General features: G+C 67.4%; 8 protein-coding genes and 1 pseudogene. 3 read left to right on the top strand and 6 right to left on the bottom strand.

Annotated elements, in window-relative coordinates; all coding sequences use genetic code 11:
• Nucleotides 1–21 precede the first annotated feature (21 nt).
• The 4 genes from ABN028_RS14580 to ABN028_RS14565 form a co-directional block, all read right to left on the bottom strand.
• Nucleotides 22–1,065 (bottom strand): hypothetical protein, encoded by a 1,044-nt coding sequence (locus ABN028_RS14580; RefSeq protein WP_349696952.1) that lies wholly within the window; start codon nt 1,063–1,065, stop codon nt 22–24.
• Nucleotides 1,062–5,795, bottom strand: coding sequence for an excinuclease ABC subunit UvrA (locus ABN028_RS14575; protein WP_349696951.1), 4,734 nt, complete (start codon nt 5,793–5,795; stop codon nt 1,062–1,064). The genes ABN028_RS14580 and ABN028_RS14575 overlap by 4 nt, the downstream gene beginning before the upstream one ends.
• A 14-nt stretch (nt 5,796–5,809) precedes the next feature.
• Nucleotides 5,810–6,697: an aminoglycoside phosphotransferase/kinase family protein gene (locus ABN028_RS14570; protein ID WP_349331114.1), complete on the bottom strand. Its 888-nt coding sequence runs from the start codon at nt 6,695–6,697 to the stop codon at nt 5,810–5,812.
• Between the two features lie 315 nt (nt 6,698–7,012).
• Complete coding sequence (locus tag ABN028_RS14565) at nt 7,013–7,468, bottom strand: carboxymuconolactone decarboxylase family protein (protein WP_349696950.1); 456 nt, start codon at nt 7,466–7,468, stop codon at nt 7,013–7,015.
• A gap of 168 nt (nt 7,469–7,636) precedes the next feature.
• On the opposite strand from ABN028_RS14565, the gene ABN028_RS14560 reads away from it, so the two are divergent.
• The 3 genes from ABN028_RS14560 to ABN028_RS14550 all read left to right on the top strand — a co-directional run bounded on the left by ABN028_RS14560 (nt 7,637) and on the right by ABN028_RS14550 (nt 11,331).
• Nucleotides 7,637–8,509, top strand: a complete 873-nt coding sequence (locus tag ABN028_RS14560) for a sigma-70 family RNA polymerase sigma factor (protein WP_349696949.1) — start codon at nt 7,637–7,639, stop codon at nt 8,507–8,509.
• Nucleotides 8,510–8,889: 380 nt separating this feature from the next.
• A complete protein-coding gene (locus ABN028_RS14555) occupies nt 8,890–9,168 on the top strand; it encodes a hypothetical protein (RefSeq protein WP_349696948.1) in 279 nt (92 codons plus the stop codon).
• Between the two features lie 201 nt (nt 9,169–9,369).
• A complete protein-coding gene (locus tag ABN028_RS14550) occupies nt 9,370–11,331 on the top strand; it encodes a glycosyltransferase (protein WP_349696947.1) in 1,962 nt (653 codons plus the stop codon).
• Here ABN028_RS14550 and ABN028_RS14545 read toward each other — a convergent pair.
• Together ABN028_RS14545 and ABN028_RS14540 are read right to left on the bottom strand one after the other, a co-directional pair.
• Nucleotides 11,318–12,196 carry a class I SAM-dependent methyltransferase gene (locus ABN028_RS14545; protein WP_349696946.1) on the bottom strand — a complete coding sequence of 293 codons (879 nt, stop codon included), beginning with the start codon at nt 12,194–12,196 and terminating at the stop codon, nt 11,318–11,320. The two genes, ABN028_RS14550 and ABN028_RS14545, sit on opposite strands and share 14 nt — an antisense overlap.
• 339 nt (nt 12,197–12,535) lie before the next feature.
• A pseudogene (locus tag ABN028_RS14540) lies at nt 12,536–12,724 on the bottom strand (nucleotide sugar dehydrogenase); the annotation flags it as partial.

The raw sequence follows: 12,724 nt of genomic DNA, 5'->3' as shown, positions 1-12,724 counted from the left end.
GTGAGCCGGGAGGTTGCCCCGCTAGTAGCGCCGCCGCCCCCGTCTGTAGGGCGTGAAGGCGGCGGGCTCTTCGTTGCCGATCCAGTCGCCGTCGGCGAGTCGGCGGAGGCTGGCTTCGAGGTCGAACGTCAGCCAGCGGGACAGCTGCGGGTGGGCGCGGTGCTGCCACAGGCCATACGGCCCTCGCAACGTCTCGAGGTAGGCGACGAGCTCTCGCACTCGTCGGTCCTGCGGTGAGACGCCGCATCGGGACGCGAGGTCGAGGAGAAAGGCGAGATCGAAGGTGACGTAGAAGGTGACCTGTCCCATGGCACGTTCGAGCCCGACGAGGCGGGAGACTTCCCAGCCGAGCGTCGATTCGTCTCGGGTCTCGCGGGCGAGGAGATGGTCGACGCCGATGCGGGCGGCGTCCGATCGTCTCCGCTCGGGGTGCAGCGCGAAGCAGGCGACGGCGCCGGTCGTCGACGATCGGCACCCAGCGCCTCGGGTGAGTCGCCGGTAGTCCTTCTCCGGCTGTGAGGGGCGTCCGGGACCGCCGAGATCGGCTTTGGGTCCGGACGGCCAAGACCCGTCGGGGAGGCGTACGCCCAGGAGCCACTCGTAGGCGCGCTCGGCACGAGGGTCGGTGGCAAAGCCCGCGGCGGCGATGCCGCGCAACGGCACGACGGTCTGCATGGGGACGAACCGCGGGCCGTCTGATGGGGCCAACTGTGGCTGTGCCTTCCGGGTGGGCTTGGGTGCGGGCTGATCGTTGTCGTCGTCGAGCCAAACTCGCCACGACCCGTCCGCCTGCTGGCGGGCGAAGATGGCGTCGACCGCGTCACCCAACTCGGGGCCTGCGTACCCGAGGTACGCGAGCTGACAGAGCAGGTAGCCCGCAGCGTTGGGCCGGTGGCGCGCGGCTTCGAGCCGAGCGAGGAGCGACCGGACCACGGCGCTCTCGCGGATCTCGGCGCGCGACGCCTGCACGTCGTCGTTGTCAGCGGTGATTCCCTCGAGCTCGACCGCCGCGCGCCACTGGAGCGACGGGGACGGATCTCCGAGCAGGAGCGATGTCATCTTCATGTGAGGGCCTCGAGGAGGTACGGCGCGGTGGCGGTGTCGGCCTTGGCGAGTTCTTCGGGTGGGCCCTCGAAAACGATCTCGCCACCGTCGGGTCCGGCACCGGGACCCAGCTCGATGAGCCAGTCGCAGGTGGCGAGCAACATCGGGTCGTGTTCGACGACGAGGACGGTGTTGCCGGCGTCGACGATCGTGTCGAGGGCGCGAGCAAGCACGGCGACGTCGGTGACCTGCAGACCGACGGTGGGCTCGTCGAGGACGTAGAGGCTGCCCTCCTTGGCGGGGCGCGCGAGCTGTTTGGCGAGCTTGAGTCGCTGCGCTTCGCCGCCCGAGAGGCTCCAACCGGGCTGGCGGACGATGAGGTAGCCGAGGCCGAGCGCGAGAGCGGCGTCGCCGACGCGGTGTACGGCGTCGATGTCGCCCCACTCCTGGACGAGTTCGCCGATGGTGAGGGCTTCGATGTCGGCGAGGGTTCGGCCCCGCTCGACCAGGGCAGCGACCTCGCGGCGGTAGCCGGAACCGCCGCACGCCTCGCAGATCTGGGTCACCGACGGCAGGAACGACATGCCCTCCTGCCACGTCCCCTTGCCGCCGCAGGCGTCGCAGCCGTAGGCGAGGTCCTTGATCGTGATGCCCTGCTCGCGGGCCACTTCGCTGGCGGCGAACGACTTGCGGACCGCGTTGATGAGCCCGAGGAACATGCCGGGTGAGGTGATCTCGGCGCGGGCCTGGTCGGCGACGATGGTGCGGGCGGGCGCTCCCGAAATGGCGTCGTGAACGCCGGGCTGGACGCGGATGACACCGACGCCGGTGATGTTGGTCTTCGGTCGCGCCAGCCCCAGCGCGATCGTGTCGACGACGAGCGAGGACTTTCCCGACCCGGACACACCGCACACGCCGACCTGCACGCCGAGCGGGATGCGGACGTCGAGGCCGCGCAGGTTGTTCTCACGTACGCCCGTGACGTGCATCCACCCAGTCGGCACCCGGCGGTCGCGGCGAGGGACCGAGATTCCTCCGTCGCGCACCGCCCGGGTGACCGACTGGTCGCTGTCGAGATCGATGAGGCGGCCGCCGGCACGTCCCGGACCGGGGCCGATCTCGAGGACGTCGTCGGCGGCGCGGATGAGCGTCGGGTCGTGTTCGACGGCGATCACGGTGTTGCCGGCGTCGCGCAACTCGCTCAGGGCGCCGGCGAGCGCGGCTACTTCTGAGGGATGCAGCCCTCGGGACGGTTCGTCGAGCAGAACGGTCATGCCGACGAGCCCGCCGCCGAGCACCGACGCCAGCTTGATCCGCTGCGCCTCGCCCGCGGACAGGTTCCAGGTCATCCGGTCCAGCTGGAGATAGCCCAGCCCGACGGAGCCCAGGAAGCCGAGACGTTGCAACGCGACTGCGCGGGCGTTCGCCGCGTGTTCGTCGTCCGGCTCGTCCATCGACGCCAGTAGGTCCTCGAGCTCTGTGAACGACGCCGAGAACAGGTCGCTGCGGTCGCGGCCATCGAGGCGAATCGCCAAGTACGCGGCGCGCAGCCGCTTCCCGCCGCACTCCCGACACGGGAACACCGTGGTTTCCTTGCCGCCCAGGTCGTGTTGGGCCCAGTGGTTCAGGCCGACCCAACCCTCGACGCCGAACAAGATCGCGTGCCGGGCCTCGTCTGACATCTCGGACCATGGCGTGGTGGTCGGGTCGAAGTCGTAGCGCCTGATGAGCGCCTGCAGGAACTGGTCCGCGGAGGTCACGTGCACCCACGCGAGCGGTCCGCCGAAGATTCCCGAGCCGAACGGTGCGTCCGGCTTCACGATCACCTTGTCGAAGTTGAATTCCCGCTCGACGCCGAGACCGAGGCACTGCGGGCAGACGGCCGCGGGCGACCCGATGAGGTGACGCGGTTCGATCGGCACCGCGCTCGTCGCGCAGTCGTCGCAGGCCCACACCCCTTCAGGCTTAGGTGAGGTACGGCAGACGTTGTCACCACCGCACGCGAGGCAGGTCCTCACACCGGCGCGCGCCAGGACGAGCGTGATGAGGCGGTCGAGGTCGCTGGAGCGGCCGACGGTCGTCCGGGCCGCATGCTCGGCGGCAGGCCCACCCGGACCGAGGTTCGTCCCGCCCGCGTCGATGGTCATCGTCGGGCCCAGCCCGGTGAGCGAGTCGACCGGGGCTTCCGGTCCCTCGCGTACCGACTGGCGCTCGTAGACCGACAGACACTCGAGCAGTCGCCGCGTGGCTTCGGCGGCGACGACGTCGTGGACCAACGACGACTTGCCCGAACCCGACACGCCCGTCACGACCGTGAATCGGCCCTTGGCGAAGTCGACGTCGACACCCTGCAGGTTGTGGGCGCGGGCGTCTCGCACCCGGATGGCGTCGCTCGAGCGTCGGACGGCGCGTGGCTTGGCCCGCGGCGTGACTCTTGGTTGTTTCTCGGCAACGGGTGGGCCGCTGTGCTGCAGACCTCCGCCGTCAGGGCCACCGCCCGGGCCGAGATCGATGCGCCAGTCGGCGGAGGCGATCACGTCTGCCTGGTGTTCGACGACGACCACCGTGCAACCGTTGGCGGTCAGTGTGTCGAGCACGTCGAGGAGCCGGCCAAGGTCTGCGGGGTGAAGGCCGGTCGTGGGCTCGTCGAGCAGCACGAGGTCGCCGGACTTTGCCTTGGTCACCTCGCGAGCGAGGCGGACGCGTTGCGCTTCACCGCCGGAGAGACTGGGTGAGGCTTGCCCGAGCGTGACGTAGCCGAGCCCGACCTCCTGCAGAGTCGCGAGGATGCGCGTCACCGACGGGTGCTCGGCGAACAGCGTGTGGGCCTCGTCGACGCTCAACTCCAGCACGTCGGCGATCGACCGACCTTCCCACGTTGCTTCGAGGACCTCCGGCCGGTAGCGGCGGCCGTCGCAGGCCTCGCACGGCATCCAGATGGGCGCGAGGTCGCTGAGGCTGATGGCGACCGCGCCCATCCCCTCGCACTCCGGGCACGCCCCTTCGGCTCGGTTGAACGTGAACTCCGACGCGGACCGCCCGGTCTCGTTCGCGAACACGTCGCGGATTCGGTCGAGCACCTTCGTATAGGTCGCCGGATTCGAACGCGGGTTGTTGCCCAGCGGCTTCTGATCGACGGCGATCGCGCGTACGGCTGGAGCGTCGAAGGTCGAGCAACCGATCGGTGCGTTGGCTCGGATCGAGGCCAGCAACACGTCGCGGGCGAGCGTGGTCTTGCCTGCTCCCGACGGGCCCGTGATGACGGTGAGCGCCCCGAGCGGGATCTCGCAGTCGAGGTCGCGCAGGTTGCGCAGGTGGGCGCCAGTGATGCCGATCCGCCCCTCCGCGAGCGGGCGGCGCTCACGACGCGTGCGCGTCGTCGCCGAGAAGCCGCGACCGGACGCCGTGCCGGCGCGCCACAGTTCGGCGGGCGTCCCTTGGAAGACGAGTTGGCCGCCGCCGCGGCCTCCGGCCGGGCCGATCTCGACGACATCGTCGGCCATGGCGATCGCGGCCCGGTCGTGTTCGACCATCAGGACGGGCCCCGGCAACGACGCGATGGCATCCAGCAGGCGTTTGAGATCGGTGTGGTGCAGCCCGATGGTCGGCTCGTCGAGGACATGCAGGAGGTCTTCGAGCCGGCCCCCGAGCACGACCGCGAGTCGCGTCCGTTGCGCCTCTCCGCGCGACAGTGTCGGCATCGACCGGTCGAGGCTGAGGTGGCCGAGGCCCAACGTGACCAGCGGCCTCAGTCGCCGCAGCAGCTCATCCTGAATTCGTGCAGCACGCAGGCCGACTGGCAGGTGGTCGACGAACTCGAGAACCTCGCTCACCGAACGGGCCAGCAACTCGGTCAGGGTGACGCCGGCGATGCGATGCGACGACGTGTCCAACGGGGGTGTGGGGATCGTCCCCCCACGAGGCAGCGGGGGTGTGGGGATCGTCCCCCCACGAGGAACCGCCGCGTCGCGAAACGCGGACGGCTCCAGCGGCCGGACCCAGGCGGAGCACCTCGGACAGATCGGCTCCCGCAGCACCGGAGTACCGCCGAGACGGACCTCCGGTGAGCCCAACGCGTCAGCACGCTCCAGCGTGGCGCGAACGTCCGCCGCCGACGCTCCCTGTTGCAGCGTGGCGACGCGTACGACCACGTCGTGCGGGACCGTCGGGTCGAGCCGCGGCACGCGGCTGGAGTTGTTCGCCGCCCACGGACGCCCGTCGATCGTGACCGAATCGAATTGTCCGCGCAGCCCGGCAAGCAGACGCGCGTGGCTGCGGCGAAGGCTCCGCACCACCGCCACCTCGACCTCGACAGTGCCCGCGGTCGCGAGCATGTCCAAGGCGATCGCGAGCCGCTCTTCGCGCGACACCGCCCGTACCGGCACCTCGCAACGCGGGCAGGAGACGTCGGCGAATCGGGCGTAGAGAATGCGTAGGAACGGGTGCAAGCCAACCGACGTCGCCACCGTCGAAGCCGGATTGACGTTCAGCACGTTCTGGGCAATCGCGACCGCCGGCCCCAACCCCTCGATGCTGCGTACCTGCGCGGCCGGCACGCGTCCGCCTCGACGGCCGAGTGCGAGCGTCTCGATGAACCGGCGCCGCGCCTCGGTGTAGATCACGTCGAACGCGAGCGACGACTTCCCCGAGCCGGACACGCCGACGACGGCAGTCACGCCGGGCCCGAACGTGACGTTGACGTCACGCAGGTTGTGCTCGGCCGCGCCCAGAACCCTCAGCTTTCCCACCATTTCGCGAACGCCATCTATCTGCGAAACGCGGCTCTGGTCGCGGCCGCAGCTGCGTGGATGTACTCGGGGTTGAACCACTTCCAGTCGACTTCGGCGCCGCCGTCGTGGTGCCTGTCGATGTGACGCCGGTACGTGTAGGCCATGAGGTACAGCGGCCGCTTGCGCATCACCGCCTCGAGTCGGTCGAGTTCGTCGTCGGTCAGCTCGATGTGTCGGCTGTAGGCGTTGACGCCCGCGTCGATCGCTTCCTCATTGAGCCAGGTGCCCCACATCAGGTAGGCGAAGTCGGCGAGGCGCGGACCACGCCCAGATCCCATCCAATGGATTGCCACCGGACCTTGCTCGGTCACGACCACGTGATCGGGGCTGGCCATGAGGTTGCCGTGGAGCAACGCCTCGGGAAGACCGTGAGCGTCATCGGCCGCGCGCACCTGGTCGCGGAGCTGCTCGAATCGCTTGCGATGGGCCTCCGCGACCTTCGTGTCCGCCGCGTCGAGAAACGACAGGGAGGCCAGCAGGTCCTGACGCGGGCTGCCTTCACGGCTGGGGTCATCCCCCAACGCTTCTGCGGGGTTGTCGTGCCGCTCCAGGAATCGCAGGATCGCGGCGTCGCCCTCGGTGCCGGCCCTCGGACGGGCGGGGTGAAACGCACGGGCGATCCACGGGTCGCCGTCATTCCTGTCGATGCGGAAGACGTACGTGGCGTGCAGACTCAGCTTCGTCGCCGCCGTCGCGTCGATTTCGTACCGATCCCGTAGATGCGCGAGCAGCCGGTCAGCGGCGGGCACGTGGTCCATGCGCGCACCGAGGCCCTCGAGATCGGTCAACGCCCCGGTATAGCGCTGCCCGGTCTGCTCGGCGTGGCGCCGGACGACCTTCTTGAAGCTTGCGTGCCTGGTCATGACAAGCCTCCTCTGAACACCTTCGTCCCCCAGCGACGCGGTGGTGGAGAGAACGGCTTGTGATATCGACGACCGAGAGGGCGAATTCCCCTTCGTCAATGGAACTCCGACTGGGGCGGGATGTTCCACAGCTCGGCGACCGGTCACCGCCGTGGCGGCACAATCGCTGACCGACGCAGCACTTGTCAAGCGTTCGACTGCGGGTCGAGATGCCACCGAAAGTGCTGCGATCGGCGATGCCGGTGCCGGCATGTCCGTTCGTCTGAAGGGAACAGACGCACGCGTACGACCGTCCGCGTGCCGCCCTGTTCGGCGTCAGTCCCACCGGGTCCCGGCCGGCACCCGGAGAGTTGTGTTGATGCGGTTGAAGAAGTTGGTGACCGCCACCATCAGCACCAGGACATGGAGCTGCCCCTCGTCGTAGTGCCTGGCGGCCTCCGCCCAGATCTCGTCGGTGACCGCGCCGGGTCGGTCCGAGAGCCGGGTCGCGGCCTCGGTGAGGGCGAGCGCCGCCCGCTCCGCGTCGTCGAAATGCGGACTTTCGTACCACGCGGCGAGGGCCAGTAGCTTCTCAGGTCCGATACCGGCCTTCCTCGAGGTCTCGGCGCCGGCGTCGACGCAGGCGCTGCAGCCGTTGATCTGGCTCGCGCGCAGATGCACCAGCTCCAGCGTCTGACGGGGTGCGCCCCCGGCGTAGATGGCCTTGAAGAGGTGCTGGACGCCGGTGGCGACGTCGGGCTGAACCCCCGCGTTCTGGATTCGTGCTTTCATCGTTCCTCCGTGGGACAGATCGTGGATCTCTGGACGGCACTACGACGTACGGCGGCGGCAGGAGGTAACGCCGGCCGCGGCGGGAAGTAGCACCGGTCCGGGCGTTACCTCAGGGGCTCGCGATGCGTCCTGATAGGTGACACAGCCGCCCGCGCCGGGGGGAAGACCGTGACTGAGCAAGAACAGATCGCCGCCGAGTTCGAGAGCCATCGTTCCTATCTGCAAGCGATCGCGTTCCGCATCCTCGGCTCGCACGCCGACGCCGACGATGCCGTGCAGGAGGCGTGGCTGCGCCTCGCCCGCACCGGCGGAGGGGGTATCGAAGACCTGCGCGGCTGGCTCACCACCGTGACCGGACGGATCTGCCTCGACATGCTCCGCAGGCGCGGCGTGCGGGGCGAGCAGCCGCTTGAGCTGAGCGTCGGGGTGCTCGGGCGGGAGGACGCCGGGGGCTCCCGGGCGGATCCCGAGGAGGAAGTCCTGCTCGCGGACTCCGTCGGCCTCGCGCTGTACGTCGTCATGGACGCCCTCACCCCGGCCGAGCGGGTGTCCTTCGTCCTCCACGACGTGTTCGAGATCCCGTTCGACGGCATCGCCGCGATCCTCGGCCGTAGCACCGCCGCCACGAAGATGCTGGCGAGCCGGGCACGCGGACGGATCCGTCTGGGGAAGCCGGCGGCCGCAGCGGAGGCGGCGGAGCAGGAGGTCGTCGACGCGTTCCTCGCGGCAGCCGGCCGGGGTGACATTGCGGGACTGCTCGCCGTGCTCGCCCCCGATGTCGAGCTCCGGCAAACCAGCCCCGCGGGGAGCCGTGTCGTCCGCGGCGCGAACGAGGTCGCGGCTAAGGCGACGCTGGGCGCACGCTCGGGCGCACTGGGTCATCCGGCGGTCGTCGACGGTGCCCCGGGCATCCTCATCACGGTGGGTGGGCGGCCGGTTTCGGTCATGGCGTTCACGGTCACCGGTGGCGCCGTCACGGTGATCCGCCTGCTGTCCGACCCGGACCGGTTGGCCCAGGTCGTCCCCTCGTGGGTCGCGTGAGACAGCGCGTGTGGGGCTGACCAGTTGGCCGTGGTTGGATCCCGCGACTGGTTGCCTGGGTGACGTCGTTGTGGAACCATGCGGCGGTGAATATATTCGTGCTCTGCACCGGTCGGTGTGGATCGGTTACATTCTCTCGGGCATGCGGGCACCTGACGAACTACACTTCCGGCCACGAGTCCCGAGCCCGGCTTGTCGGCCCGGAGCGGTTTGACTTTCCGGCGGACCACGTGGAGGTCGACAATCGGCTTAGCTGGCACCTCGGGGCTCTCGGTGCTCGATACAGCGACAGCCCGGTTCTGTACGTCCACCTCCGCCGAGATCCTGACGCCGTTGCCCGTAGCTTTCTCAAGCGCTGGAACTCTGCGTACCGCGCATCGATGATTCGCGCTTTCGGACACGGAATCGTCAAGCGTGTCAAGGATTGGCCAGAGGAGCGGCGCCTCGAGGTTTGTCGCCACTACGTCGACACCGTGACGGCCAACATAGAGACCTTCCTTCATGGCCGGAGCGCCATGACGATGTGGCTCGAATCTGCCGAAACGGACTTTCCATCCTTTCTCGACCGCATCAATGCGAAAGGGGACCTCGAGGCAGCTTTAGCCGAGTGGAGTGTCAAGCACAACGCCTCGAAGAAGCCTGCCTTGTCGTCAAGTTAGCCTCAATCAATTCCGATCTAATTAGTAGGCATTGCCTGCGATTCGGACTCGACCGATTGCTTGTTGTGAGTGGAAGCCAGCTCGCGGCCGGGCCTTGGAGACCTACGAGCTGGCTTCAATGTGAAGCCCTGCTCTCCGCAGCCAGGTGATCCTGCAGGTCAACGGGCTGCTCATCATCGCGACGATCCAGGGGAGGACCGCATGCGTGTGCCTGACATCAGCGTCATCATTCCGGCGCATAACGCGATGCCGTATTTCACCAAATGCCTTGATTCCGTCCTTACGCAGTCTCTCGGGACCGAGCGTATGGAGCTCATCGTGGTCGACGACGGCTCGACTGACGGCACCGGAGAGGAGTTGGACAGGTGGGCGGCGCTGCACCCGGATGTGATCCAGCCAGTTCACCAGGAGGCGTCTGGAGGTCCGGCAGCCCCACGCAACAAGGGTCTCGATCTCGCCCGGGGTCGTTATGTCTACTTCGTCGATGCAGACGACTATCTCGGTCGCGAGGCGTTGGAGCGGCTGCTCCGGACCGCCGAGACAAACGCCGCTGACATCGTGCTGGGTAAGATGAAGGGAGTCGGCGGACGCGGCGTGCCGGAGTCGATGTTCCGTAGCAACCAGCCCGATGCCGATCTCTTCAGCTCCAGGGTCTATTGGACGTTGTGCTGCTTGAAGCTGTTCCGTCGAGACCTGCTCGAGGAGCACTCGATACGTTTCCCCACCGATCTGTCGAACTGTTCGGACCAGCCCTTCACCGCGTTGGCATACCTTCGGGCACGCCGGATCTCGGTCGTGGCCGACTATGACTGCTACTTCGCCATCCGCCGCGACGACGGCAAGCACGTCACCAGGTCGGGCGGCACCGAGTCCCGGCTCACCGTCCTGGAACGCATGTGCGCGCTGTTGGCCAGTGAAGTTCCCGCGGCAGACAAGCGCGAGCACCTGCTGCGGCGACACTTCGAGTTGGAGCTGCGGCACGTGATGAGCCACCTCTCCAGAGAAAAGAATCGGGCCAAGAAGGAAGCGTTGTTCGCGCGGATCGTCGCACTTGTCCGAACCCATCTCACGCCAGAACTTGCACAGCGGCTGCACCCGTGGTCGCTCCGGCTCCGGTATCACCTGGTCGAACGCGAGCTCCTTGACGTCCTGATGGAGGTCCATCTCTTCGAGCGGAGCTACCGGCCTTTCAACCTCACAGTCGAGGGTGATCGCTGTTTCGCCAATCTGCCGTACTTCCGCGATCCCGACGTGTCGATTGCCGACAGGTACTTCGATGTCACCGACTACCTGACGGTCAGCCACCAACTGATGACGTACACCCTCACGGGATCCGAGCTGCACCTTACCGGCACTGCTGGGCTCGATCGGGTGCTCGCTCCAGAGGACTCCACGATTGAGATCGCTGTCCGTGAGAGGGACACCGAGGCCCCGGAGTACTCCGTGACTGCGTCCCACACTGACGAAAGAGGATTCGAGGCACGCCTGAACATCCTTGACGTGGCCGACGGCAGGCCACTTCCCGACGGTATCTGGGACCTCTATCTCAGAGTCAGGCGTGGTGGCTTCACCAGGACAGCCCGGCTGGGAAGCCAGCGGACGTCTGAGCTTCGGACCACCACAGCCCTGCATCTCGCCGATGACGGCAACGCTGGCCTGCAGGCGGTAGCGACCTACTTCACCGTTCCGTACGGAAACCTCAGCGTCGACATCGGCGAGAGCAAACATAGTTTGAGCGACGCGGTACGGCTTGACCGCGCGGTCTGGGACGGCACCTCGCTTGCTGTTGATGGACGGTTCGATCTCGTCGACCACAACCCTGTCGCGGTCGCGCTCCACGCCGAGGACGGCATCATCCGGACCATGCCCATCGTGTCCGACAGCGGGAGGTTCACCGCGCGGCTTGATGTGGACGATCTCCCCGAAGGAGAGTGGACGGTGCACATTCGCGTGGGGACGACCGACACCTACCGCGACATCCCCGTCCCGTCTCAGCCCAGCCTTACTGGCGGCGTCCGGTGGGGAAAGCCGTTCCAGTGGCCGAGGTATGCGCGGCAGGTGCCGGACTCCGCGAGCCTTGCCATCCGCGTTGGGCGGATCAACCTTGTATGGCGGGCACGGCGTGCCGGATCGCGGGTTCTACAGCGACTCAGCGGCGTGTAAGTAGCGCAGCGCCCTTCTCCAGCGAAATGTTCTCGACCACGAGGCTCGGGTAGTCGTTACGCCACCGTTCGACAACGGCCTTCTCCTTCGTACGCGCGTAGTCGTCGAGAACGATGTGCGCACTGGCGGCCAGTCGGTCGTACAGCAACGGGATCGACGGGTAACGCGCGTTCCGCGACAGCTTGCTTGGTGGCCCGTCCACGAAAAGCAGATCGATACCGTCGAGGTCCTTCCAAGCAACTTCCGCGTACCAGTCGATCGACGAGCCGTCGAACGCGAACGGCTCCAGGGGTGCGCGACGAACCTCGGCGAGGTTGCCTACTTCGTGCCTGCGGAGAAGCTCTTCGGACTGTTCGGCGTATTCGGCAAGGTGCTCCAGTGCCACGACCTTGCCGTCGATACCGAAGCGGCGCATGGCAAGCGCGAGGCAAAGGGTGGACAGGCCGCTCCCACACTCGACGATCATTCGTGGCCGGTGGCGGTCTACCAGGTCGACCAGGAACAGCAACAGATCAGGTGAGGCCGGGAAGCCTCTGGATGCAGGGAGCGCGTGCTGAATGTCGAGGATCGCGTAGAGGTTCTGCATCGCCTCGACCTGCCGGAAGGTCTTGCGAAGGTCCCGGCGAACAAGGTTTCCGGTCGCGTTGAGATCTGCATCGATCTTCGACGTATCGAGTCGCGATACGCCTGCTAGAACCCTCTGGAGCAACCGGTGTGTGGTGACGATGGTGGCGAGGGTGCCAAGCACCAGGAGGCCGAGGACGGCAAACAATACTGCTGTAGCAAGTCCGATGGCCGAACCGGCTGCTGCGAGTGTCACGATCGCCAGCCACGCCACGCCACCGATGGCCGCATACCCACGCATTCTCACTGGCCGGTCCGTCCAATCGTCGTAGTCCGCTCGTGCGCTCCACACTCGCGGGCGGGTCTCCTACGTCTCCGTGGGCCGAGCCGCGCGGTGCCCATCGGGCGATGGTAGGGCACGGCACGGCCCCATTGCCACGTGGGCGGCCAACCAGGTCGCAGCGCTCTCGCCCGAGATCCAGCCATGATCTGGGCACGTCCCGTCAGCGGCGCTTTGATCCGAAAGAGGACTACTCCGGATCCGCTCGGTGGGAGCCTGGATGCCGTCAGGTGCCCCACTTCGTGGTCGAGTGATGACGTCATGGTCGGCGGTGTACTCGGGGTGGTGAGAGCACGATGGTCAGAGCACCTCGGCTGTCCCGTCGCTGACGCCCCGGGTGTCGAAGAGTAGTCGGGCCGCTCGGAGTGTTTTGGGGTTGTAGGCGGTGTGGGCTTGGAGCAGGAGGGTGACGTCGGCGGTGTGGAGGGCTTGGTCGAGGTCTTCCACTCGGGGCACTTCGGTGTCGTCGAGGATCCAGTGGTCGACGTG

This window comes from Actinopolymorpha sp. B17G11, assembly GCF_040196095.1.
In the GTDB taxonomy this organism is placed as follows: Bacteria; Actinomycetota; Actinomycetes; order Propionibacteriales; family Actinopolymorphaceae; genus Thermasporomyces.
This window is presented reverse-complemented; position numbering and strand designations above follow the sequence as displayed.